20 protein-coding genes are annotated in these 22,865 nt (G+C 73.6%); 11 read left to right on the top strand and 9 right to left on the bottom strand.

Annotated features, from left to right (window positions below):
• Nucleotides 1–12 precede the first annotated feature (12 nt).
• From RQM47_RS07870 to RQM47_RS07850, 5 genes are all read right to left on the bottom strand, one after another.
• The gene (locus RQM47_RS07870) at nt 13–2,301 is read right to left on the bottom strand and encodes a DUF4861 family protein (protein ID WP_314008313.1); all 2,289 of its coding nucleotides are present in this window, start codon (nt 2,299–2,301) and stop codon (nt 13–15) included.
• Complete coding sequence (locus tag RQM47_RS07865) at nt 2,298–3,089, bottom strand: gluconate 5-dehydrogenase (RefSeq protein ID WP_311662246.1); 792 nt, start codon at nt 3,087–3,089, stop codon at nt 2,298–2,300. The genes RQM47_RS07870 and RQM47_RS07865 overlap by 4 nt, the downstream gene beginning before the upstream one ends.
• The gene (locus RQM47_RS07860; protein ID WP_311662245.1) at nt 3,086–4,294 is read right to left on the bottom strand and encodes an alginate lyase family protein; all 1,209 of its coding nucleotides are present in this window, start codon (nt 4,292–4,294) and stop codon (nt 3,086–3,088) included. The genes RQM47_RS07865 and RQM47_RS07860 overlap by 4 nt, the downstream gene beginning before the upstream one ends.
• The gene (gene kduI / locus RQM47_RS07855) at nt 4,294–5,136 is read right to left on the bottom strand and encodes a 5-dehydro-4-deoxy-D-glucuronate isomerase (RefSeq protein WP_311662244.1); all 843 of its coding nucleotides are present in this window, start codon (nt 5,134–5,136) and stop codon (nt 4,294–4,296) included. The genes RQM47_RS07860 and kduI overlap by 1 nt, the downstream gene beginning before the upstream one ends.
• Before the next feature lie 114 nt (nt 5,137–5,250).
• Nucleotides 5,251–6,300 (bottom strand): LacI family DNA-binding transcriptional regulator, encoded by a 1,050-nt coding sequence (locus RQM47_RS07850; RefSeq protein WP_311662243.1) that lies wholly within the window; start codon nt 6,298–6,300, stop codon nt 5,251–5,253.
• A 264-nt stretch (nt 6,301–6,564) separates the two neighbouring features.
• Between RQM47_RS07850 and uxaC the strand changes: the two genes are divergently transcribed.
• The 9 genes from uxaC to RQM47_RS07805 all read left to right on the top strand — a co-directional run bounded on the left by uxaC (nt 6,565) and on the right by RQM47_RS07805 (nt 16,052).
• Nucleotides 6,565–8,127, top strand: a complete 1,563-nt coding sequence (gene uxaC / locus RQM47_RS07845) for a glucuronate isomerase (protein ID WP_311662242.1) — start codon at nt 6,565–6,567, stop codon at nt 8,125–8,127.
• Nucleotides 8,124–9,134: a TRAP transporter substrate-binding protein gene (locus RQM47_RS07840; protein ID WP_311662241.1), complete on the top strand. Its 1,011-nt coding sequence runs from the start codon at nt 8,124–8,126 to the stop codon at nt 9,132–9,134. Before uxaC ends, RQM47_RS07840 begins: the two co-directional genes overlap by 4 nt.
• The gene (locus RQM47_RS07835; protein WP_311662240.1) at nt 9,131–9,757 is read left to right on the top strand and encodes a TRAP transporter small permease; all 627 of its coding nucleotides are present in this window, start codon (nt 9,131–9,133) and stop codon (nt 9,755–9,757) included. The genes RQM47_RS07840 and RQM47_RS07835 overlap by 4 nt, the downstream gene beginning before the upstream one ends.
• Nucleotides 9,754–11,097, top strand: a complete 1,344-nt coding sequence (locus RQM47_RS07830) for a TRAP transporter large permease (RefSeq protein WP_314008311.1) — start codon at nt 9,754–9,756, stop codon at nt 11,095–11,097. Before RQM47_RS07835 ends, RQM47_RS07830 begins: the two co-directional genes overlap by 4 nt.
• A gap of 43 nt (nt 11,098–11,140) precedes the next feature.
• Nucleotides 11,141–11,980: an SDR family oxidoreductase gene (locus RQM47_RS07825; RefSeq protein WP_314008309.1), complete on the top strand. Its 840-nt coding sequence runs from the start codon at nt 11,141–11,143 to the stop codon at nt 11,978–11,980.
• A gap of 2 nt (nt 11,981–11,982) precedes the next feature.
• Nucleotides 11,983–13,065: a mannonate dehydratase gene (locus RQM47_RS07820; protein WP_314008306.1), complete on the top strand. Its 1,083-nt coding sequence runs from the start codon at nt 11,983–11,985 to the stop codon at nt 13,063–13,065.
• Between the two features lie 55 nt (nt 13,066–13,120).
• Nucleotides 13,121–13,795: a bifunctional 4-hydroxy-2-oxoglutarate aldolase/2-dehydro-3-deoxy-phosphogluconate aldolase gene (locus RQM47_RS07815; RefSeq protein WP_311662236.1), complete on the top strand. Its 675-nt coding sequence runs from the start codon at nt 13,121–13,123 to the stop codon at nt 13,793–13,795.
• Between the two features lie 86 nt (nt 13,796–13,881).
• Nucleotides 13,882–14,934 carry a sugar kinase gene (locus tag RQM47_RS07810; RefSeq protein ID WP_311662235.1) on the top strand — a complete coding sequence of 351 codons (1,053 nt, stop codon included), beginning with the start codon at nt 13,882–13,884 and terminating at the stop codon, nt 14,932–14,934.
• Between the two features lie 131 nt (nt 14,935–15,065).
• On the top strand, nt 15,066–16,052 hold the full coding sequence (locus tag RQM47_RS07805; RefSeq protein ID WP_314008304.1) for a polysaccharide lyase: 987 nt from the start codon (nt 15,066–15,068) through the stop codon (nt 16,050–16,052).
• A 412-nt stretch (nt 16,053–16,464) separates the two neighbouring features.
• Here the strand turns inward: RQM47_RS07805 and RQM47_RS07800 are convergent, their stop codons facing one another.
• Both RQM47_RS07800 and RQM47_RS07795 read right to left on the bottom strand, forming a co-directional pair.
• Complete coding sequence (locus tag RQM47_RS07800; RefSeq protein ID WP_314008301.1) at nt 16,465–18,258, bottom strand: hypothetical protein; 1,794 nt, start codon at nt 18,256–18,258, stop codon at nt 16,465–16,467.
• The gene (locus tag RQM47_RS07795; protein ID WP_314008298.1) at nt 18,251–19,255 is read right to left on the bottom strand and encodes a DNA-formamidopyrimidine glycosylase family protein; all 1,005 of its coding nucleotides are present in this window, start codon (nt 19,253–19,255) and stop codon (nt 18,251–18,253) included. The genes RQM47_RS07800 and RQM47_RS07795 overlap by 8 nt, the downstream gene beginning before the upstream one ends.
• A 151-nt stretch (nt 19,256–19,406) precedes the next feature.
• Here RQM47_RS07795 and RQM47_RS07790 point away from each other — a divergent pair, with 151 nt between their 5' ends.
• A complete protein-coding gene (locus RQM47_RS07790) occupies nt 19,407–19,958 on the top strand; it encodes a hypothetical protein (RefSeq protein WP_314008295.1) in 552 nt (183 codons plus the stop codon).
• Nucleotides 19,959–19,994: 36 nt separating this feature from the next.
• On the opposite strand, the gene RQM47_RS07785 is transcribed toward RQM47_RS07790, so the two are convergent.
• Entirely contained in the window at nt 19,995–20,735 is a 741-nt protein-coding gene (locus RQM47_RS07785; RefSeq protein WP_314008292.1) for a prolyl oligopeptidase family serine peptidase, read from the bottom strand.
• Between the two features lie 263 nt (nt 20,736–20,998).
• Nucleotides 20,999–21,739 carry a hypothetical protein gene (locus RQM47_RS07780; RefSeq protein ID WP_314008289.1) on the bottom strand — a complete coding sequence of 247 codons (741 nt, stop codon included), beginning with the start codon at nt 21,737–21,739 and terminating at the stop codon, nt 20,999–21,001.
• 135 nt (nt 21,740–21,874) lie between these two features.
• On the opposite strand from RQM47_RS07780, the gene RQM47_RS07775 reads away from it, so the two are divergent.
• Nucleotides 21,875–22,819 carry a diacylglycerol kinase family lipid kinase gene (locus RQM47_RS07775; protein ID WP_314008286.1) on the top strand — a complete coding sequence of 315 codons (945 nt, stop codon included), beginning with the start codon at nt 21,875–21,877 and terminating at the stop codon, nt 22,817–22,819.
• The last annotated feature ends 46 nt before the right edge of the window (nt 22,820–22,865 follow it).

Genomic DNA, 22,865 nt, shown 5'->3' with positions numbered 1-22,865 from the left:
GGCGGGGTGGGATCAGCGGGCGCCGAGGGCGGGGCGGCCCTCGTCGAGGCGCAGCCGGCGCTGGAGGGCCTCGACGTAGTAGTAGTCGGCGTAGACGATGGGGACGTCGACCTCGAACTGGTCGGGCACGCTGCCCACGCTGTGGTCGAGCAGGAACGGCTGGTCGTAGTCGTCGGCGACGCGGTAGTCGGTCGCGAGGCTGGTCAGGATGCGGTCGGCGGCGGCCACGTAGCGCCCGCGCTCGGGCTCGGGCACGAACCCGGCCAGCTCGTACAGCCCCGACGCGAGGACGGCGGCGGCCGAGGCGTCGCGCGGCTCGTCGGGGAGGGCCGGCGCGTCGAAGTCCCAGTACGGGACGCCGTCGCCCGGGAGCTGCGGGTGCGCCAGGACGTAGTCAGCGATGCTCTGGGCCTGGGCGAGAAAGTCGGCCTCCCCGCTCTCGCGGTAGGCCATCGCGAACCCGTAGAGCCCCCACGCCTGGCCCCGGCTCCACGCGGACGCGTCGCTGAACCCCTGGTGCGTGCCCTTGTAGAGCACCTCCCCGCCCAGCGAGTCGTACTGGACGACGTGGTACGAGGAGTCGTCGGGGCGGAAGTGGTTGGCTAGAGTCGTCCGCGCGTGCTCGGTCGCGGCGCGGGCGAACTTGTCGTCGCCCGTCAGCTCGGAAGCGGCGTAGAGCAGCTCCAGGTTCATCATGTTGTCGATGATGACCGGGAATTTCCAGTTCCCCCAGTCCCACGAGCGCGTGGCGCCCACGTTCGCGTCGAACCGCGTCAGGAGCGTCTCGGCCGCCTCGACCACGACGTCGCGGTAGTCGTCGTCGCCCGTCAGGCGGAGGCCGGCGCCGGCCGTGGGGTAGATCTTGAAGCCCATGTCGTGCGTCCCCGCGTTCGTCTTCTCGGGCTCGACGACGGCGGTCCACCGGCGCGCCGCGTCCTCAAAGGCCGGGTCGCCGGTGGCGTCGTAGAGCTCCCAGAGCGTGCCGGCGTAGAACCCGCTCGTCCACTCGCGCGAGGGCGACACGTCGAGCGCGCCGTCGGCGTCGATCGAGCGCGGGATCTCGTCCGCGCGGGCGGGGCGGTCGAGGAACGGCCGCAGCCGCTCGGCGGCGGCGTCGAGCGCGGCCTGGGCGTCGAGGGCGTCGTCGGGGAACGAGACGCGGAGCGGGTGCGCCAGCCGCTCGGCGGCGTCGTCGAGCGTCGCCCACCACTCTTCCACCCCGCCCACGTCGTTTGCCGTCCACCCCGCCCCGACGTAGGCGACAAACGGCGTGCCGGGCTCGGCCTCGGTCACGAGCAGGCTGTGGTCCTCGGCCTCGGCGTGCTCCGCCACGCGGTCTGTGCGGACCAGGACGGCCGTGCCTAGGTCGCCGTGGCCCTCGTTGCCGACCGGCCCCCAGCCGCTCAGCCACGTCCACCGCCCCGCCCCGCGCGTCGACGTGACCATGCCAGGGCGGTGGACGAGCCCGACGACCGTCTGAAGCGGCGCCTCGCCGTCGGACTCGAATACGCTCTCCTGCCGGTAGACCGGCTGCCCGGCGTCGACCGTGATCCGGCGCGTTTCGGTCACCGCGCGCCCGGCGGCGTCCCAGGTCGGGTACGTGAGTTCGGCGACGGCGCGGAGCGGGCCGTCGGCCAGGATCCGGTGGGCGGTAAAGTTGGGGGCGGGGTGGAGCGCGCCGCCCGCCCAGACGGCGGTTCCGCCGGCGCCGAGCGAGCGGCCGACCGAGAAAAAGTCGGCGCCCTCGCCGGTGTCGGTGTGGTAGTCGCCCTCGGCGTACCAGCGGTCGGCCACGAGGGCGTCGGTCCGCTTGGTCCACACGTCGACGCCGCTGCTGACGAGGTCTTCGAGCGCGCTCAGGCCGGCGCCGTACGTGCGGAAGGCGACGCGGTCGTTTTCCCAGGCGAGGTCGTCGCGCCGGGCGTCGCGCAGGACGTGCGCGCGCGCCTCGACGGGCGCGGGCGGGGCGGCCTCGACCGTGAACGTGCGCGCCTGGCCGGGCCAGAAGGGGGCGAGAAACAGGAGCGCGTCCGGCGTCCCGTCGCCGTCGTCATCGAGGACTTGCGACGGCGCCTCCCCGCCCTCGGCGTCGAGCACGCGGACGCGCCCGGCGCGGGCCGCGGGGAGCCGGCGCTGCAACGCCTCCCAGTCGACGCTTACGATCTCGTCCGGCCGCTCGGTCGCGGCCGGATTTTCCACGCGGAGGGACACCTGCGCCGCCCCGCCCTGCGCCGCGACGGGCGGGGCGGCGGCGAGGAGCAACGTGAGAGCGAAGAGGAGTGGGGCGGGGCGGAGCGTCATGCGTCTTGGGGGCGGCCGATCGTGGCAAGGATGCCGCCGTCGACGTAGAGGACGTGGCCGGTCACGAAGTCGCTCGCGGCAGAGGCGAGAAAGACGGCGGCGCCCTGCAAGTCGCTCGGGTCGCCCCAGCGGCCGGCCGGCGTGCGGCTCACGATCCACTCGTTGAACGGGTGGCCCGGCTCGCGGAGCGGGGCGGTCTGGGTCGTGGCGAAGTAGCCCGGCCCGATCCCGTTGACCTGGATGTTGTGGCGGCCCCACTCGGTCGCCATCGACTGCGTGAGCATCTTGAGCCCGCCCTTCGCGGCGGCGTAGGCGCCGACCGAGTCGCGGCCGAGCTCGCTCATCATCGAGCAGATGTTGACGACCTTGCCGCCGCCCCGCTCGACCATCCGGCGGGCCACGGGCTGCGTCATCACGAACACGCCCGTGAGGTCCGTGCCGACGACCTTCTCCCACGCCTCGACGCTCATGTCGAGGAGCGGGACGCGGTCGATCACGGCCGCGTTGTTGACCAGGATGTCGATGGGTCCGACCTCGGACTCGATCCGCTCGACGGCGGCCTCGACCTCGTCGGATTTCGTGACGTCGAACAGGTAGCCGTGCGCCTCGATGCCGTCCTCGCCGTAGCTCTCGACGGCCCGGTCGATCTTCTCCTGCGACGAGTGCCCGTTGATGACCAGCGTGGCGCCGGCCCGCCCGAGCCCGCGCGCCATGGCCATGCCGAGCCCGTGTGTGGCGCCGGTCACGAGCGCGCGCGTGCCGGTCAGGTCAAAGAGGGTCGTGCTCATCGGGCGGGGTGGGGAAACAGCAAGTGGTAGCGGGCAGTCGGGTCCGGGTCGAGCCGCTCGCGGGCGGCCTCGTAGGCCGGCGCGTCGTAGGCAAGGGCCGCCCGGCGGAGGAGCGCGGCGAGCCGCCGTTCGCCGTCGTCCCAGGCGTTCGGGAGCTGGGGGAACGCCCAGTTGTCTCGGCCCTCCACGACGGGGACGAGGTAGTCGAGCGCGCGGCGCAGGCTCCGGCCCTCGACCGACTCGTAACCGAACAGGTCGACGCCGACGCGCGGCGCGAGCGCCGCGGCATTGAAGGCGTGGAGGAGGTTGGAGGCCGAGTACCCGAACGACTTCGTCCGCGCGGCCTCCTGGGGCTGGATGCCACCCGGCTCGATCTGGCGGTCGATCCGGCGCGCGGGGAACGCCGCCAGCACCTCGCGGGCAGTCTCGTCCTGGCCTAGGTACAGCGCGATCGCCGCGACCTGGGCGTCGTAGGCCGTCGCGTGGTTGTTGAGCCAGTTCGACTCCGCGATCCCAAGCTCGCTCGTGCGGAGCCAGACGAGATAGTCGGCGAGCCAAGCGTCGACCCCGCCCCAGTCGGCAGCCGAGAGGGCGGGACCCGTCTTGAGCACGGCGAGAGCGTCGACGACCTCAGGCATCTCCGACGTCTCGATGATCCCGAACTTCCGCCCGTCGCTCCGGCCCCGGATGCCCTGGGCATACGTGAGGTTGGGGTTCATCCGCGTGGCGGGGTCCACGAACCAGAGGCGGAGCAGGTCGCCGGCCTTGGCGGCGTAGCGGTCGTCGCCCGAGAAGTACCACGCCCACGCGAGCGTCGGGACCGCGTCGAGGACAGCCGAGAGCGCCCGGTCATCGAGCGCCCGCGCCTCGGGGTTCCGCTCGCCGTCGCGGCGGACGTAGGGGAGCCCGTCCGGCGTGTCTGGGTCGGGCCACCAGTAGGGGGCCAGGCTGTAGTAGTCCTGCGGGTCCCCGCTCGGCGCCGTCGCGTCCTTGTCCAAAATCGAGGCGAACGCCGTGCCGACCGCCTCGTCGGCCTCCGCCAGAAGGCGCTCGTACGCCGGCCGGAGCGCGGCGTCGCCGTCGCGGACGCGCTCTCGGACGGCCTCCACCCCGCCCCGCCCGTCCCCACGCACCCCCTGCGCCGACGCGGAGGCGACGACGAAGAGCCCGAGGGCAACCAGGAGGGCGGGGCGGGGCGGGCGCACTAGCGGAGGTCGGCGACGTCCACGACGTCCATGTCGCCGTAGTCCAGGTTCTCGCCGGCCATGCCCCAGATGAACGTGTAGCTGCCCGTGCCGGCACCGGCGTGGACCGACCACGGCGGCGAGATCACGGCCTGCTGGTCGTGGACCCACAGGTGGCGCGTCTCGTCCGGCGGCCCCATAAAGTGGCACACGGCTTGGCCCTCGGCCACGTCGAAGTAGAAGTAGACCTCCATCCGGCGGTCGTGGGTGTGGGCCGGCATCGTGTTCCAGACGCTCCCCGAGGCCAGCTCGGTCATCCCCATCTGGAGCTGGCACACGTCGACCACGCTCGACACGAGGAGCTTGCGGATCGTTCGCTTGTTGCTCGTCTCCGCCGCGCCGGCCTCGACGACCTCGGCGTCGTCGGCCGTCACCTTTTTCGTCGGGTAGGCCGCGTGCGCCGGCGCCGAGTTGAGGTAGAACCGGGCGGGGCGGTCGGCGGCGTCGCTGGCGAACGAGACGTCGCGGGCGCCGCGCCCAACGTAGAGCGCCTCCTTGTGGCCGATGGCGTAGGCCTCGCCGTCGACCGTGACGGTCCCCGCCCCGCCCACGTTGATGACGCCGAGCTCGCGGCGCTCCAGGAAGAAGTCCGCCTTGAGCGGGTCGATGGCCTCGAGCGTCAGGGCCGAGCCCGTCGGGACCGCCCCGCCCGCGACAAAGCGGTCGTAGTGCGTGTACGTCAGGCGGATCTCGCCCTCGGTCATGAGGTCCGGGATGAGGAACTCGTCCCTCAAGCGCTGGGTGTCGTACGCCTTGACGGCGTCGGGGCTGGCGGCGTAGCGGGATTCGTAGGAGGTGGGCACAGAAGGGGCGGGGTAGGGAGAACGTCGCGGATTACTGGTCACTCGCCGCCTCGACCGATGCGGGCGTGCCGCGAGCGCCGAAGACCGAACAGGCGAATGAAACGGGACGAGCGGCTACAGAGAACGGGTCGAGGCCCGCTCGACGAGCTCGGCGTCGAGGACCACGCGCTCGGGCGGGGCGGGCGCGTCCGACGAAAGCTGGAGGTCGAGGAGGGCGGCGGCGCGCCGGCCCATCTCGCGCGTCGGCACGCGGACGGTCGTGAGCGGGGTGGCGAGGTAGGCCGCCATCTGGATGTCGTCGTAGCCGACGACCGAGACGTCGCCGGGCACGCTCAGGCCGAGCTCGGCGAGCGCCCGGAGCGCGCCCATCGCGACGAGGTCGTTGAAGCAGGTGATGGCCGTGGGCCGCTCGCCGCCCCGCCCCGCGTCGCCGCCGAACACGTCGAGCGCCACGCGGTAGCCGTCTTCCAGGCGCGCGCCGCCGGGGACCACGACGTCGTCGTGGAACTGGAGCGGCGACTCGCTGAACGCCTCCTTGACGCCGGCCACGCGGTCCCGGCTGTGCTGCGAGTACTGCGGCCCCGAGACGTGAACGATCCGCTCGTGCCCGCCCTCGATCAGATGCCGCACGGCCGCCTTCGACGCCTTGACGTTGTCGACCGTCACGCTCGCGGCCTGGAGCCCGTGGACGTCGCCGAGCAGGACGAAGGGGAACCCGGTCCGCCGGAGCGTGAACAGGTGCGAAAGGTCGACGTGCTCGTCCAGGACCGGCGCCACGATGACGCCGTCGGCGTGGCGCTCGCGGAACGCCTGGATCAGCCGGCCCTCCTCCTCGAAGCTGCCCTCCGACGTCCCGAGCAGGAGGTGCGCCCCGCTCTCCTCCAACGCGGCCCGGACGCCGAGCAGCACGTCGGCGTAGAACGGGTTGTCGGCCTCCTTGATGATGACGCCGACGCTCCGCGGCCGCTCGGCCCCGTCCTCGGACGCGCGGCGCGCGAGCGGGGAGGACCGCGGCAGGCGGTACTCGAGGTCCCGGATCGCGTCCATCACCTGCTGCCGCGTCGTGTCGCGGACCGAGCTCCGGGCGTTGATGACCGCCGAGACGGTCCCCGTGGAGACGCCGGCGGCCTCGGCCACGTCGAGGACGGTCACACGCTTGGCCATGCTTGAACGTTTCAGGTTTTGAGAGAATCAGCCGGACGATGTCGCCTCGGATTTCAATCGGAGGATAGACGCGCGGCCGAGACGTGTCAAGGAAAGACGGGCGGCCTCGGAAGGGATTTTTTGAAGCCTGGGCTCGTATTCCCTCTGGACTGTCCTTACCCTTGCGGTGGCCCTGGCCCGCCACCCCGCTCCCAGATTGAACAGGACGGCGCGTCATGTCAGAAAGTTGAAACCGTCAAGTTGTCCCCATCCGCCGCCCCACCCGTGGCTGACGCCCTCCGTCTCCACCCCGACCGCTTTTTCCCACCTGATCGGGCGGAGCGGGACGCCGCGCGCGCCGTCTACGACGAGACGGCCGGGCTCCCCATCGTGAGCCCGCACGGCCACGTCGACCCGGCGCTGCTCGCCGAGGACCGCCCGTTCCCCGAGCCGGCCGAGCTCCTCATCACGCCGGACCACTACGTGTTCCGGATGCTCCACAGCCAGGGCGTCCCGCTCGACGCGCTCGGCGTCCCCCGCGCCGACGGCTCGCGCGCTGACGTCGCCCCCCGCGAGGTGTGGCGCCTGTTCTGCGCCCACTGGCACGCGTTCGCCGGGACGCCCACGCGGGCGTGGATGGAGTACGAGCTCCACGAGCTGTTCAGCGTCGAAGTCGCCCCGAGCGCCGACACGGCGGACCGGATCTACGACCAAATCGCCGAGCGCCTGGCCTCGCCCGAGTACCGGCCGCGCGTTCTGTTCGAGCGGTTCGGGATCGAGACGCTCGCAACGACCGACGCGGCCTCTAGCGCGCTGGAGCACCACCGGGCGCTCGATGCCGACGACTGGAACCGCCCCACCCCGCCCAACGGCGCCGCCGACGGTAGCGCAGGCGCTCGCCGCGTGATCCCGACGTTCCGGCCCGACGCGCTCGTCCAGATCGCGCGGGCGGGGTGGTCCGACCACGTCCAGCGGCTTGGAGAACTCGCGGGCGGGGCGATCGAGGACTACGACTCGTTCGCCGCCGCGCTCCGCCGGCGCCGCGCCGACTTCGCCGCGCTCGGGGCCGTCGCCACGGACCACGGCGCCGAGACGGCGCGGACGGGCTGGCTCCCGGAGGCCGAGCGCGACGCGGTCTTCGCGCGCGCCCTGGGCGGGGCGGCGACGGCCGAGGACGAGGCGGCGTTCACGGCCCACATGCTCATGGCGTTCGCCGAGATGAGCGCCGACGACGGGCTCGTGATGCAGCTCCACGTCGGCGCCCTCCGCAACCACGACCGGCCCCTGTTCGAGCGGTTCGGCGCGGACAAGGGCGCCGACATCCCCGTCGCCACGGAGTTCACGCGCGCGCTCCGCCCGCTCCTCTCCGAGTTCGCGGGCGGGACGGACCGCGACACGGCGGCCGCGGACGGGGCGGGGCGGCCGCCGTTCCGCCTGATCGCGTTCACGCTCGACGAGAGCACTTACGCCCGCGAGCTCGCCCCGCTCGCCGGCTACTACCCGGGCCTCGTCCTCGGGCCGGCATGGTGGTTCCACGACTCGGTCGAGGGCATGCTCCGCTACCGCGAGCGGACGACCGAGACGGCCGGGTTCTACAACACGGCCGGGTTCAACGACGACACGCGCGCGTTCTGCTCGATCCCCGCCCGCCACGACCTTGCCCGGCGCGTCGACGCCCACTACCTCGGGCGGCTCGTCGCCCGCCACCAGCTCGGGCTGTCCGAGGCCCGTGAGGTCGGCCGCGCGCTCGCCTACGACCTCCCACGGCGGGCGTACCGGCTCGACCGCCCCGCCCCCGCCACAGCGGGCGGGGCGGCGCACGCGCGCACCGACGGGGTGCTCGCGTGAGGTGGGTCCTCCTCCTCGCGCTCGTCGGCGGGTGTGCCTCCGGGCCCACGGGCGGGGAGGGCACGCGCGTGCTCCGGCTCGGCCATGGGCTGAGCACGGACCACCCGGTCCATCTCGCCATGACGGCGATGGCCGCGCACGTCGACTCTGCGAGCGGCGGGAGCCTCCAGCTCGCCATCTACCCGTCGGGCCAGTTGGGGAGCGAGCGCGAGTGCCTGGAGCTGCTCCAGATCGGGTCGCTCGCGATGACGAAGGTGTCGGCGAGCGTGCTCGAAGGGTTCGCGCCCGAGTTCGCCGTGTTCTCGCTCCCCTACCTGTTCCGCGACGAGGCCCACCGGCTGGCGTTCTTCCACAGCGACGTCGGGGCCGACGTGCTCGACTCGACCGAGCCGTTCCGCTTCCGCGGCCTCACCTACTACGACGCCGGCGCCCGGAGCTACTACACCGTCGAGCGGCCGGTGCGGACGCCAGACGACCTCCGGGGCCTCAAGATCCGCGTGCAGGAGAGCCCGACGTCCATGCGGATGGTCCGCGCGATGGGCGGGAGCCCGACGCCGATCTCGTGGGGCGAGCTCTACACGGCGCTCCAGCAGGGCGTCGTCGACGGGGCCGAGAACAACCCGCCGAGCTACCACCTGTCGCGGCACTACGAGGTGGCCCCGTACTTCGTGCTCAACGAGCACACGGCGGTCCCGGACGTGCTGGTCATCGGGGCGCCCATCTGGGACGAGCTCTCGGAGCAGGAAAAGCGGTGGGTCGAGGAGGCCGCCGAGGCCAGCGCGAGGCTGGAGGAGCGGCTCTGGCGCGCGTCGACGGCCGAGGCGCTCGCGGCCGTCCGCGAGGCCGGGGCCGAGGTGATCGAGATGAGCGCCGAGGACCGGGTCCCGTTCTCCGACCTCGTCGCCGCCATGCTCACCGAGGTCGACGCGCCGACGCGCGCGCTCATCGAGGAGATCCAGGCCGTCGAGTCCCGCCCCGCCCCGCCCGCGAGCCCCGAGGCCGAGTGAGCGCGCCCCTCCTCCGCGCCACCACCGCGGGCGGTCTGAAAGGGACCGTCGACCGCGTGCTCGCGTGGGCCTGCGTCGTGCTCATGGGCGCGAGCGTGATCAACGTGACGTGGCAGGTCGTGACCCGGTTCGTCTTGGGCAGCCCGAGCGGGTTCACCGACGAGCTGGCCCGGTTCCTCCTCGTCTGGCTCGGCCTCCTCGGCGCGGCCTACGCCGTGGGCCAGCGGATGCACCTCGCCATCGACCTCCTCCCGCGCGCGCTCGACGCGAGGCCAAAGGCGCGGGCCTCGCTCGGGGTCGTGCTCCAGGGCTGCGTCTTGGCATTCGCCGTCGGCGTGATGCTCTACGGCGGCGGCAACCTCGTTCGCCTGACGACGCTGCTGGGGCAGCGCTCGGCCGCACTCGGCGTGTCGCTGGGCGCCGTCTACACCGTGCTCCCGCTCGCAGGCGCCGTCATCGGCTTCTACGCGCTCCACGCCATCGGCCTCTACGTCGCCGTGCTGCGCGGGCACGGGCGGGGTGGCCCCGACCCGGACGGGTCGAGCGCGGAGGCGTTCGCCGCCGCCAGCCGGCCCGACGCGACGCCGGGGTCCGAGCTCCCCATCCGCGAGGACGACCGATGACGTGGGCGCTCCTCCAGGCCGCCCCCGAGGCGTCGGCCGCCCTCGCTGCGGACGGCACGGCCATCGCCGTGCTCGTGGGCGTGTTCGTGGTGCTGCTCGCGCTCGGCGTCCGCGTGGCGTTCGCGATCGGGCTGGCGACGGTCGCGACCATGATGCTGTCGATCGGCCCGACGGCCGCGCTCACGACCGTCGCCCAGCGGATGGCGACGGGCCTCGACAGCTTCACGCTGCTCGCCATCCCGTTCTTCATCCTGGCCGGCCAGCTCATGAACCAGGGCGGGATCGCAGCCCGGCTCATCGACTTCGCCAAAGCCCTCCTCGGCCCGCTCCCGGGCGGGTTGGCGTTCGTGAACGTGCTCGCGTCGATGCTCTTCGGCGCCATCTCGGGGAGCGCCGTCGCCGCCGCCTCCGCCATCGGCGCGACGGTCGGGCCGCGCATGGTGGACGAGGGCTACGACCGCGACTTTGCCGCCGCCGTCAACATCACGAGCGCGACAACGGGGCTCATCATTCCGCCGTCGAACGTGCTCATCGTGTACTCACTGGCGAGCGGAGGGGCGTCGATCGCGGCGCTCTTCCTGGCCGGCTACGTGCCGGGCCTGCTCGTGGGCGGGATGCTCATGGCCGTGGCCGGCGTCACGGCGTGGCGGCGCGGCTACCCGACCGGCGAGTGGTCGGCGTTCGGCGAGATCGTACGCCGGTTCGTAGCGGCGCTGCCCAGCCTGTTCCTGCTCGTCGTCGTGATCGGCGGGATCGTGGGCGGCGTGTTCACGGCGACCGAGGCGGCGGCCGTGGCCGTCCTCTACGCCGGCGCGCTCGCGTTCGCCTACCGCGGCATCACGCTCCGCGACCTCCCCCAGATCCTGCTCGACGCCACGGCGACGACGGCGATTGTCCTGCTCCTGATCGCGGTGAGCATCGCGATGTCGTGGATCATGGCCTACGTGAACCTGCCGCAGGCGATCGCCAGCACGGTCACGGCCGTCGAGAACCCGATCGCCGTGTTCCTGATCATCAACGTCGTGCTCCTGTTCGTCGGCGTGTTCATGGACATGACACCGGCCATCCTCATCTTCACGCCCATCTTCCTGCCGGTCGTGGTCGAGTTGGGGATGGACCCGGTCCACTTCGGGATCGTGATGGTGCTCAACCTGTGCATCGGGCTGTGCACGCCGCCCGTCGGGAGCGTGCTGTTCGTGGGCGTCGGCGTGGCCGAGACGACGATCGCGCGCGTGGTCCGGCCGCTGCTCCCGCTGTTTATCGCCATGCTCATCGCCCTCGCCCTCGTGACGGCGTTCCCCGGGTTGTCGCTCTGGCTCCCGTCTCTCCTCGGCTACTAGCGCCGCCCTGCCCGCGCGTCGCCCCTCCCCCACCCCGCCCCGAATGCCCACCCCGCCCTCCCCTTCCTTCCGCCTGGACGACCGCGTCGTCGTCGTGACCGGCGGCTACGGCACGCTCGGCAGCGGGATGTCGCGCGGCCTGCTCGCCGCCGGCGCCCGCGTCGTCCTCCTCGGGCTCGACGCCGACGAGGCGCAGGCCGCGGCGCGCGAGATGGACCCGACCGGCGAGCGGGCGCTCGGCGTCGAGGCCAACGTGCTCGAGGTCGACGCCCTCGAGCGCGCCCGCGACGCCGTCCTCGACCGCTTTGGCCGCGTCGACGCGCTCGTGAACACGGCCGGCGGCAACGTGGCCGGCGCGACGCTGGCGCCGGGCGACAGCCCGTTCCGCCTCGACCCGGAGGCCTGGCGGGGCGTGGTCGACCTCAACCTGCTCGGGACCGTGCTCCCGACCCAGACCTTCGGCGAGGCGATCGCCGAGCACGTGGCCGAGCCCGGGGGCGGGGCAGTCGTCAACGTGTCGTCGATGACGTCCACGCGCGTGATCTCGCGCGTCGTCGGCTACTCGACGGCGAAGGCGGCCGTGGACCAGTACACGCGCTGGATGGCCGTCGACCTCGCCAAAGAGACCGAGGGCCGGGTCCGCGTCAACGCGGTCGCCCCGGGCTTTTTCGTGGCTGACCAGAACCGCGACCTCCTCCTCAACGCCGACGGCTCGCTCACCGAGCGCGGGGCCGACATCGTCGCGCACACGCCGGCCGGCCGCTTTGGCGAGCCGGACGAGGTGGCCGGCGCCGTCGTCTTCCTGTGCTCGCCCGCCGCCCGCTTTATCACCGGCGCCGTCCTCCCCATCGACGGCGGATTCGCAGCCTACGGGGGCTTTTAGACATGAACCTTTCTTTCCGCTGGTACGGCGAGTCCGACCCCGTCACGCTGGACGCCATCCGCCAGATCCCGGGCGTCGGGGGCATCGTGAGCGCGCTCTACGACGTCGCGCCCGGCGTGGCGTGGACCGCCGACGCCGTGACGTCGCTCCGCGAGCGCGTCGAGGACGCCGGCCTCGCGCTGACCTGCATCGAGTCGATCCCGGTCCCCGAGGGCGTCAAGCTGGGGACTGACGACCGCGACCGACTGGCCGACGCCTGGTGCGCGTCGGTCGAGGCCGTGGGCGGGGCGGGCGTGCCGGTCGTGTGCTACAACTTTATGCCCGTGTTCGACTGGACGCGGACGGACCTCCACCGCCCGCTCCCCGACGGGTCCGAAGCGCTGGCCTACTTCGAGGGCGAGTTGGCCGAGGTCGAGACGGCGCTGGCGTCCGGCGGCCTTCCGGGCTGGATGGACGCGCACTCGCCCGACGACCTCCGCCGGCTGTTCGCGGCCTACGCCGAGGTCGACACGGAGCGGATGTGGGACCACCTCGGGTGGTTCCTGGAGCGGGCCGTGCCCGCCGCCGAGGCGGCCGGCGTCAAGCTCGCGATCCACCCCGACGATCCGCCGTGGCCTCTTTTCGGGTTGCCGCGCGTGGTCACGAGCGCCGCCGCCTTCGGCCGCGTCTGCGACCTCGTGGACAGCCCGGCGAACGGGGTCACGTTCTGCACCGGCTCGCTCGGCGCCGACCCGCAGCAGGCGCCGGGGCTGGCCGCCGACGCCGCGCGGCTGGCGGGGCGGGGCCGGCTCCACTTTGCCCACCTCCGCAACGTCGCCCACGTCCCCACGCCGGGCGGGGCGGACGGGGCGGGGCGGGACTTTACCGAGACCGCCCACCCCGACGGCGACGTCGACCTGGCCGCCGTCGTCGCCGCGCTCAAGAGCGCCGGCTTCGACGGTCCGCTCCGGCCCGACCACGGGCGCCAGATCTGGACCGAGCGCGACAACTCCGACGTGCGCCCCGGCTACGGCCTCTACGACCGCGCCCTCGGCGCCACCTACCTCCGCGGCCTCTGGGACGCGGCCACCCCGCCCCGCTCGTAACCCGCGGCCATTCCGCCCCGCCCACCGTGCGGGGCCGCCCCGCCGACGTACCGATATGCCGATCAACCCTGCCACCGACCGCCCCACCGCCGCCACGCGCGCCGACGTCGTCCGCTGGATCGAGCGCGACCGAGCCGTCGCCGTCGTCCGCACCGACGAGCCCGAGAAGCTCGTCCAGATCGCCCAGGCGCTCCAGGTGGGCGGGGTGGTCTGCTTCGAGGTCACGATGACGGTCCCCAACGCCATCGAGGGCATCCGGGCCGTCACCGAGGCCATGAGCGGGTCGGTCCTCGTCGGCGCCGGGTCGGTGACCGACGCCGAGACCGCGCGGGCGGCCATCGAGGCCGGGGCGCGCTACGTCGTCAGCCCCGTGTTTCGGCGCGAGGTGATCGAGGCGGCCCACGACCTCGACGCCGCGGCCATGCCCGGGTGCTTTACGCCGACCGAGATCTACGAGGCGACCGAGGCCGGGGCCGACGTGGCCAAGGTGTTCCCGGCCGGCGCGCTCGGGCCGGGGTTCATCCGCGGCGTGCTCGCCCCGCTCCCCCACCTCAAGCTCATGCCGACCGGCGGCGTCTCGCTCGACAACGCGTCCGAGTGGCTCCGGGCCGGGGCCGTCGCGGTCGGGGCCGGGTCGGCGCTCGTCGAGACCGACGCCGTGGCCGCCGGCGACTGGGCGCGGCTGACCGCCAACGCCAAGCGCCTCCGCGCCTCCGTCGACGCCGCCTGACCACCCCGCCCCCGCCTCCGGGCATGTCCCCGCGCAGGCGGGGGCGGGGCGGTTCCTCTGTTTCCCTCTTCTCTGTCTCTGTCCCTATGTCTACTGTCGTCACGTTTGGCGAGATCATGCTCCGGCTCTCGACGCCGGGGTTCACCCGCATCACCCAGGCCCAACGCTTCGACGCGACCTACGGGGGCGGGGAGGCCAACGTCGCCGTCTCGCTCGCCCACTTCGGCCACGACGCCCGGTTCGTGTGCAAGCTCCCTGAGCACGAGGTCGGGCAGGCGGCGGTCAACCAGCTCCGCCGGTTCGGCGTCGACACGCGGTTCGTCGTGCGCGGCGGGGACCGGGTGGGGATCTACTTTTTGGAGACCGGCGCGAGCCAGCGGCCGTCGAAGGTGGTCTACGACCGAGCGCACTCGGCGGTGAGCGAGATGGACCCGGACGAGGTCGACTGGGACGCCGCGTTCGACGGGGCCGACTGGTTCCACTGGACCGGGATCACGCCGGCGCTCGGGGCCAAGCCGAAGGCGGCCGTCGAGCGGGCGTGCCGGGCCGCCAAGGCGGCCGGGGCGACGGTCTCGTGCGACCTCAACTTCCGCTCGAAGCTGTGGACGACGGACGAGGCCCAGGCGACGATGCGGCCGCTCATGGAGCACGTCGACGTCTGCATCGCCAACGAGGAGGACGCCGACCGCTCGCTCGGCGTGACGACGGAGGGTTCGGGCGCCGAAGCGGCCGAGGACGCCGAGCTCGACGAGGCCGGCTACGCCCAGCTCGCCGAGAAGCTCAAGGCCGACTTCGGGTTCGACGCCGTCGCCATCACGCTCCGCGAATCGATCTCGGCGTCCGACAACGGGTGGAGCGCGATGCTCCTGGGCGGGGCGGGGCGGGCCGCCCCGCTCGCGGAGGCGAAGCGGTCGCGCCGGTACGACCTCCGGCTCGTCGACCGCGTGGGCGGGGGCGACTCGTTCGCGGCCGGGCTCGTCCACGGGCTGCTCACGAAGACGGACGCCGAGGAGGCGTTGAACTTCGCCGTGGCCGCGAGCGCGCTGAAGCAGACGATCCCCGGCGACCTCAACCTCTCGACGGCGGCCGAGGTCGAGGCGCTCGCGGGCGGGGCGGGGTCCGGCCGCGTCCAGCGCTAGCCCCGCCCGTCACCACGACCGAGGGCGGGTCCCTCGCCTCGACCAGATCCGACGTCCTGCGTCTGTCGCCGAGACCTGGGGCGGAACTTGACTCTCCCGCGTGCCACGTGCCGTCCCCCCCTCTCGCTCTCATGACGCGCTCTACTGGTAACCTCCGGCTTCTCGCTTCGGCGCTGCTCGCCTCCGCGTTCGTCCTCACGTCGTGCGACACGACGGCTCCCGACGTCTCAGCCTCCTCGGCCAGCGCTCTCGCAGCGGCCGGCGAGCGCCCCGAGTGCGGCCCCGCCCGCCCAGCCAGCGCTCTCGGGGCGGCCGCTGGGAGCCGGCTCTACGTCGACTTCGACGACTACAGCGACGGCCAGCGGTACCGCGAGAGCGACGCGGAGAGCGACTTCGGCTCCGGCCTCTCGTGGACCCGCAGCAACGACTGGACCTCCAGGGGTAACCTTTTGGAGGTCCACGACGGCGCCCTCCGCTTCCGGCTCCCTCCCGGTATCCACGGCAATGGGACCGGCGGCAAGATTCGCGTGCCGATCCGTCCGCGCTCCGGCTACTACATCCAGTACCGTGTCCAGTTCGAGACGGGGTTCGACTTCACCCCGCCCCCCAAGGGCTCGAACGGTGGCAAGCTGCCCGGAATGGCGGGCGGCGACGGCAACACCGGCGGCGATCCGGGCTGGGACGGCAAGGGCTGGAGCGCGCGCATGATGTGGCGCGGCGACCGGACGTCGAGCCCCAACACGGCTCGCCTCTACGCGTACATCTACTACAAGGGCCAGCTCAGCTGCACCGGCGAGTACGTGGACACCGGGTTCGACGTCACGGCTGGCAAACAGTACGTGGTCCGGATCTACGTCGGCATGAACACCAAGGCCAATAACGACGGCCGTCTCAAGGTGTGGCTGAAGGAGAACGACGACCCGGCTGGGTTTGGCAACTCGAAGGCCAGCAGGGGCGACATCCTGTGGATGGACAACAACCACACGATAGACGAGGCGCTGATCCAGGTCTTCAACGGTGGCGGCACGTCGAAGTGGGACCTGAGCACCACGTCGTTCATCCGGATCGACGACATCGCCACCTGCCACACGTCCGCCGAGTGCGACGGCCTACTGTAGAGGCTGTCTGACGGAGCGGCCCGAGGCGGTATGGCGTCGGCCGGAGCGCGCTAGACGGGGCGGTCGCTTCGCTGGCAGCGGTCGGGGCATGTAGGCATTCGTCTCCCGTCAACGACCTCCGCGTTTGGCGCGGCCCCGGAACTCGCGGCGCCCCTTCCATCGGAAAGGGCGCCACGGGAGACCGACGCTCCTGGCGCTGAACCCAAGCCGTCGCTCCTCGACTCCGGCAAACCCGGGGCGGTTCAACGAGGCGGTACGGACAAGACGAGACGCGGAGGGACGAGTGGGAGGACCTTCCCCAGCCCTCCCGCCCCACCACCATCGGCGGCGGAGGCGGGGCCGTCCCCCCCGCGGAGGCGACGTTTTCGGGCGCAACCAGGGGAAGCAGGCGAGATAGTACCGCCGCTCCCACTCACCGCCCCGCCCCGCCCGCCAGCGCGGCGACGGTCTCGATCGTGTCGATCTCCCCGACCGGCTTGTCGTCCCGCAGGCGGACGATGCGCGGGAAGCGGAGCGCGTAGCCGCCCTTATGCCGCTTCGAGACCTGCACGTTGTCGAACGCGACCTCGACCACGACCTCGGGCTCGACCGTCCGCACCTTGCCGTGGGCGAACGTTTCGAGCGTGTGGGCCTTAAACCACTCGGTCAGCGCGGCCAGTTCGGCGTCGGTGAGGCCGGAGTACGCCTTGCCCACATTGAGGAGCGTGCCGTCGCTCTCGCTCCGGCGGACGGCGAACGTGAAGTCGGAGAGCAGGTGGCGCCGCCCGCCGCTCCCCACCTCGACGGCCGTGACGACGACGTCGAGCGTGGCCAGCGCCTTTTTGACCTTGAGCCAGTCGCGCCCGCGCCGGCCTGGCACGTACGGCGCGTCGAGCGCCTTCACCATGAGCCCCTCGTTGCCGCGCGCCCGCGCCGCGTCGAATAGCTCGTCTAGCGTGTCCGGGTCCTCGACCGCCTGGACGGCCGAGCGGCGGACCGCCCCGCCCGCGCCGAGCCCGAGCCGGTCGAGGAGCGCCTGACGCTCGCGGTAGGAGAGGTCGAGGACGGGCTCGCCGTCCCACGCGAGCACGTCGTAGACCACGTAGCCCACGGGCGCCTCGTCCCGAAGCGCCTGCGGCACCCGCTTCCGCCCGAGCCGCTTCTGCAACGTCTGGAACGGCGCGAGCCGGCCGCCCTCGCCCAGCGGGACGACCTCGCCGTCCAGGACCACCCCGCCCGGCACGTCCGCGGCGAGGGCCGCGAGGGCGGCCGTCAGGTCGGGGAACGAGCGCGTGACGGCGTCGAGCGTCCGCGAAAAGAGGGCGACGCGGACCACCGCCCCGCCCGCGTCCACGACCTCGCCGTGGAGGGCGGGGCGGTCCACGCCGGGCGCGTCGGCGGCCTCGGCCTGCGCCTGGGGCTCGACGTGGGCCTGCGCGCGGATGCCGTCGAACTTGTCCTCGACGGCGAAGGGCGGGGCGATCTGGCGGGCGACCTCCTCGGCCAGTGTCCGCTCGTCGGTCTCCTCAGCGGCGGTCGCGAGCATGAACTTGATCGGGTGGAACAGCCGCATCGTCGCCTCGCCCAGCCGGTCGTGCCGCGCGAGGACCGCCGTCTCGCCGATGTCGCCCGTGAGCATGTTGGCGCGCTTGACGGCGCCGAGGTCGCGCTCGTACAGCCGCGCGAGCGCGTTCTCCACCCCGCCCTCCAGCATCCCGATGCGGAGGTCGCCGGCGAGCAGCTTGACGAGGTAGCGGGCCTCCTCCGGCCCCACGCGCCCGAGCACGCCGGCCACGGCCTCGGTCTTGGCGCCCGACCCGCGGGTGGCAGCGAGGTCCTCGAAAAACGACTCCGCCCCGCCCAGCGTCAGCGGCTCGGGCGGGGCGGGGCGGCCAGCGGCGCGCTCGGCCAGCGCCTCGGCGGCCACGTCGCCGGGGTCGCCCAGGCGGACGAGCGCGGCCCGGAGCGCGTCGTCGTCCGCCCCGCTCGCGGCGGCGAGGGCCTTGCGGATCGCGGCGAACCCGACGCTGACCGTCCGCTGGTCGCTGAGCGGGAACACGCGGCCGGCGGCCCACCGCGCGGCACGCGCGAGGTCGTCGTCGTCGAGGTCGGCGAGGAGCGCGCCGAGCCGGTCGGCCTTGTCGTTGCGGCCGGGGAGCGCGGCGATGTCGCCGAGCGCCTGGGCGAAGGCGCCGAACGCGGCGGGCGGGGCGGGGCGGTCAGGCATCGACGCCCTCGGGGTCGGTCTCCTCGTCGGGCGCGGCCCACTCCGAATCCGGCGGCCGGCGGTCCTTGTGCGGGCGGGGCGGCTTGAGCGCGAGGCTCGTGCCCTGGCAGGTCGGGCAGAAGTAGATGATCCGCTTTTTCTCGACCGTCTCGCCCGTCTCGTCGTCCGTCCACTCGCGCGTGAGCTGGTGCTTTTGGCGGACGTAGTCGTCGCACGTCAGGCACGGGAGGTTCGTCCGGCGGAACACCCAGTGCCGCGTGTTCCAGGCATGGGCGTGCGGCGAGTAGCGGAGGTCGCGGTCGGCCGCCTGCCGCTCGCGGGCGGCGTCGGGGACGGTTTGGCCGCCCCGCTCGTAGGCCAGCCGGCACAGGCGGGGCACCTCGAGCACGAGGCACGCGCGCTCGGCGTCGTCGAGCTCGCCCACGAGCCGCCACGGGTCCATGCGGCACACGTAGAGGATCTCGGCGCGGAGGTAGTTGCCGATGCCCGCGGCCACGGTCTGGTCGAGGAGCGCGGCGCCGATCGTCCGGTCGGGGTCGAGGCGGCGGAGGAACTCGTCGGCGTCGAAGGCCGCCCCGCCCTCGGGGAGCACGTCCGGGCCGAGCCGCGGGAGGGCGGGGAGGACGTCGTACGGGTCGCCGCGGCCGACGTCGAACTGGGGCGCCGAGTAGAGGAGCGCCGCCGCGTCGTCGGTCACGATCCGCCCGCGCTCGCGGCGGTCGCGCGTCTCGACGGCCGGGTCGTCCGGGGCGACGACGTGCCACCGGCCCCACATGAGGAAGTGCGAGTGGAAAAAGAGGTCGCCCTCGACGGTGCCCAGGAGGTGCTTGCCGTGGGCCGTCACGCGCTCGACGCGGCGGCCGACGAAGGCGTCGGGGTGCTCCTCCAGCCACGCCTTGGCCGCCTTCGTCCGGGCGCCGATGGCGCGGATCTCGCGCCCGGCGAGGGCGTCGTGGAGGCGGTCGGCGGCGCGCTGGACTTCGGGACCTTCGGGCATAGGGGCCGATTGCGTCGGGGCGGGGCGGCAGGCCCCGGGCACCGCCCCGCCCCGCCCGCGGTTTCCGACGGGGGTCGGTTCGGGAAAGCCCCGGGGGCGGGGCGGGCGCTATCCTCGGACCGCCCCGCCCTCTGGGTCCGCCCTCCTGCTTGTGGATCGGCTCACCGTCCTCTTCCCGTTCGTCGGCATCCTCGTCGGGCTCGGACTCGCCGACCTCGTGTTCAGCGTGCACCGCTCGGTTCGGGCGGGGCGGCAGTGGCACGCGCTCCCGGCGGCCTGGGTCGTGATCACGTTCCTGTTCGTCGTCCTCTACTGGTGGATCTTCACCGAGATCGGCGGCTACGACACGTTTCGGTCGCTCTGGCGGTTCGCGTTCCACCTCGTCACGCCGCTCCTGCTGGTCCTCGTGTGCGCGGCGGCCCTCCCCGACGGCGACGCCGATGAGCCGGACCTGCTGGCGTACTACGTCCGCAACCGGCGGTACGTCTTCGGGCTCTGGACGCTGCTGTTCGTCCACATCGCCCTGGACTACGGGTTCAACTACGGCTCGTGGGAGCGGGCGCCGCCGTGGGTCATGCTCGCCTCCGCCCTCGCGACCGCCTCGCTCGCCGTCACGGCGAACAAGGCGTACCACGCGGCCGTGACGGCCGGGCTCCTCGCCGCCCTGGCGCTCCTGATCACCGGGTACTCGCTCCAGGTGTAGCGCCGCCCCGGCGTGGGCGGGGCGGGCGTTTCCCGGCTACCGCCCCGCCCGGTCGCTCAGGCGGTGCTGCAACAGCCACTCGTAAACCGCCGGGTTGGCGTAGGTCTCCGTCCACGCGTCGTGGCCGGCGTCGGGGTAGACCGTGAACCGGACCGCCCCGCCCGCCTCGCGGAGCGCGCGGACCATCTCGACCGACGCGCCGACCGGGACGACCGTGTCCATGGCCCCGTGGAACGCCCACACCGGCACGTCGCGAGCCGCCCCGATCCCGAGCCGGTTGCCGCCGCCGCACACGGGGACGGCCGCCGCGAACCGCTCGGGCACCTTCTCGATCGCCTCCCACGTCCCGTACCCGCCCATCGACAAGCCCGTGAGGTAGACGCGGTCGGCGTCCACGCGGTAGCGCGCGAGCGCGTCGTCGAGCGCCGCGACCACGCGCCCGGTCGTCCACCGCTGGCCCTCGGGCACCTGCGGCGCGACGACGACAAACCGTGAGGTCGGCGAAGCCAACGGGAGGTCCCGCCCCGCCCGCCGCTCCTTGAGCGGCCCGTGGACGCCCACGAGCGCGAGGCTGTCGCCCCGCTCGCCGGCCCCGTGGAGGAACAGGAGGAGCGGCCACCGCGCCTCGGGGTCGGCGTCGTAGCCGTCGGGGAGGGAGACGAGCGCCTCGCCGGCGGTCCGCTCGGTCCACCCGCCGTCGTAGGCGAGCGCCTCGGTCTGGGCGCGGGCGCCGGTGGCGAGCAGGGCGAGGAGCACGAGGGCGGGGAGGCGTGGCATGGGACGTGCAGGCGGGCGGGTCAAGCTACGGGCCGCCCCCGCCGGCTCTCCCGCCGTCCCAGAAACGCGACGGACGCCGCCGCTGATGGACGCGCCCGCCGTCCCGCCCGATCCCTCCCCTCCGTTCCCCCCGCCCGTCATGGCCGCGTCCACCCCGCCCGTCATTCCGTCCCCGTGGCCGGTCGCCCCGCGCCCGTCGTTCGCCGACTGGGCGCCCCCGCCCCGCCCCGCCGTCCCGCCCACGGGCGCGGCCGAACGCCCGACTACGCCGCCCGATGGGCGGGGCGGGGCGGCCGAGCCGGCGCCGCCCGCCGCGCGTCGGTAAGCGCGAGGAGCCGGTCGAACTGGGCTTCGGAAATCTGGGGCGGCGTCCGGGTGTTGGGCACGCCGCCGAACACGGCGAGCCAGTCGTCCTGCGTGACGGCGGGCGGGTCGTAGAGGTCGAGGAGCCGGGTCCGGCAGGCGAGGACGACGCCGCACGCCGCCGCGCGCTCGCGGCACACGGCGTCCCAGCCTCCGTCGTGGACGCGGCCGTGGTGGAGCGTGAGCGGGGCGGGCAGCGGCGGGTTCCCGTCGACGACGAGGTTGCCGGGCGGGCGGAGGCCGGCGGCCTGGTACCACGCGGCCGCCTCGGCGTGCGTCCCGAAGCGGTCGCTCACCTCGAGCACGGCGACGAGCCGCCAGTGGGCGCCGGCGCCCCCGCCCCACCGCCCCTTCGTCGTTGTGAACACGACGGCGTCGCCGACGGAGAGGCGCGGGACGAACCCGCGGCCGCGGCTCGACGACGTGAGGGCGGGGCGGGCATGCTCGAAGTCGGGCTCGCGCCGGCTCATCCCGTTCGCGTACGGCGGGAGCCCGTACGCCTCGACGGCCCGGCGCCCGCCGAGCGTCTTGACGAGCGGCCAGTAGGAGCAGAGGAAAAAGCGGCTAGTCGCGGGCGAGACGCCGGGCGGGGCGGTCTCGGACAGACCGGCATCGGGCGGGGTGGCGGAGCGGCGAGTCATGCCCGCAACGTCGGGCGGGGCGGTGCCAGCGGGCCGTCATCCGCCCCGCCCCCGCCCCGCCCCCGGAGCGGGGTGGCGGGGCGCCGGCACCTCGGGGCGCCCGCGACGTTCACCCGCTCCACCCTACCCCGCCCCATGCTCGTCCTCTACAACTCGAACGCCGGCAGCGCGCCCGGAGCCGACGTCGACGCGCTGCGGACGTACCGCGGCGTCGAGCTCGTGGCCTGCGAGAACCCCGACGACACGATCGCCGCCGCCGCCGACGCCGCCCGCACCGGGCACGACGTGGTCGTCGCCGCCGGCGGCGATGGGACGATCCACCTCGTCGCGAACGGGCTCATGGAGGCCGGCGGCTCAGCCGAGGACCGCCCCGCCCTCGGCGTGCTCCCGCTGGGCACCGGCAACGACTTCGCGCGGACGCTCGGGCTCCCGCTGAAACAGCCGGTCGGCGCCGCCGTCGAGGCGCTCGGCCACGCGTCCACGCGGACGCTCGACCTCATCCGCGTGTCGCACCCCGACGGCGAGGGTCAGACGCAGTACGCCGTCAACGCGTGCGCCGGCGGGTTCAGCGGGGCCGTCGACGAGATCCTGACCGACGACCTCAAGGCGACGTGGGGGCCGCTGGCCTACCTCGTCGGCGGCGTCAAGGCCCTCCCCGCCCTCGACGGCTACCGCACGCACGTGACCTGGGGCGGCGGCCCGGCCGAGACCGTCGACGCCTTCAACATCGTCGTCGCCAACGGGCGGACGGCCGGGGGCGGGCGACCCGTGGCCCCGCGCGCGAGCCCCGAGGACGGGCTCCTCGACGTGGTCCTGGTCCGGTCCGGGACCGGCCTCGACGTCGCCCGGCTCCTCGCGCGCGCCGCCGCCGGCGACTACCTCAACGACGACGGCATCGTGTTTGACCAGGTCGAGCGCGTGGCCGTCACCTCGACGCCCGGCATGTGGTTCAACGTCGACGGCGAGCTCAGGACGAACGACCCGATCACGTTCGAGGTGGTCCCCGCCGCGCTCCGCGTGCTCGTCGGGCCGGGCTACCAGGCCGCCCCGCCCGAGCCGGGCGCCACGTCGCCCGTGTGAGGGCGGGGTGAAACCTCGGGGGCGGGGCGGGCCGTACGCGCACGGC

It is taken from the genome of Rubrivirga sp. S365 (assembly GCF_032248475.1).
Lineage (GTDB): Bacteria > Bacteroidota > Rhodothermia > Rhodothermales > Rubricoccaceae > Rubrivirga > Rubrivirga litoralis.
Note: the sequence above shows the minus strand (reverse complement) of the source record. Positions and strands in the feature narration are given on the sequence as shown.

What these genes read in the sequence shown, in the direction of transcription:
- RQM47_RS07870 (WP_314008313.1), bottom strand. Translation starts at nt 2,301, where the DNA reads ATGACGCTCCGCCCCGCCCCACTCCTCTTCGCTCTCACGTTGCTCCTC.
- RQM47_RS07865 (WP_311662246.1), bottom strand. Translation starts at nt 3,089, where the DNA reads ATGAGCACGACCCTCTTTGACCTGACCGGCACGCGCGCGCTCGTGACC.
- RQM47_RS07850 (WP_311662243.1), bottom strand. Translation starts at nt 6,300, where the DNA reads ATGGCCAAGCGTGTGACCGTCCTCGACGTGGCCGAGGCCGCCGGCGTC.
- RQM47_RS07830 (WP_314008311.1), top strand. Translation starts at nt 9,754, where the DNA reads ATGACGTGGGCGCTCCTCCAGGCCGCCCCCGAGGCGTCGGCCGCCCTC.
- RQM47_RS07825 (WP_314008309.1), top strand. Translation starts at nt 11,141, where the DNA reads ATGCCCACCCCGCCCTCCCCTTCCTTCCGCCTGGACGACCGCGTCGTC.
- RQM47_RS07820 (WP_314008306.1), top strand. Translation starts at nt 11,983, where the DNA reads ATGAACCTTTCTTTCCGCTGGTACGGCGAGTCCGACCCCGTCACGCTG.
- RQM47_RS07815 (WP_311662236.1), top strand. Translation starts at nt 13,121, where the DNA reads ATGCCGATCAACCCTGCCACCGACCGCCCCACCGCCGCCACGCGCGCC.
- RQM47_RS07810 (WP_311662235.1), top strand. Translation starts at nt 13,882, where the DNA reads ATGTCTACTGTCGTCACGTTTGGCGAGATCATGCTCCGGCTCTCGACG.
- RQM47_RS07805 (WP_314008304.1), top strand. Translation starts at nt 15,066, where the DNA reads ATGACGCGCTCTACTGGTAACCTCCGGCTTCTCGCTTCGGCGCTGCTC.
- RQM47_RS07800 (WP_314008301.1), bottom strand. Translation starts at nt 18,258, where the DNA reads ATGCCTGACCGCCCCGCCCCGCCCGCCGCGTTCGGCGCCTTCGCCCAG.
- RQM47_RS07795 (WP_314008298.1), bottom strand. Translation starts at nt 19,255, where the DNA reads ATGCCCGAAGGTCCCGAAGTCCAGCGCGCCGCCGACCGCCTCCACGAC.
- RQM47_RS07785 (WP_314008292.1), bottom strand. Translation starts at nt 20,735, where the DNA reads ATGCCACGCCTCCCCGCCCTCGTGCTCCTCGCCCTGCTCGCCACCGGC.
- RQM47_RS07780 (WP_314008289.1), bottom strand. Translation starts at nt 21,739, where the DNA reads ATGACTCGCCGCTCCGCCACCCCGCCCGATGCCGGTCTGTCCGAGACC.
- RQM47_RS07775 (WP_314008286.1), top strand. Translation starts at nt 21,875, where the DNA reads ATGCTCGTCCTCTACAACTCGAACGCCGGCAGCGCGCCCGGAGCCGAC.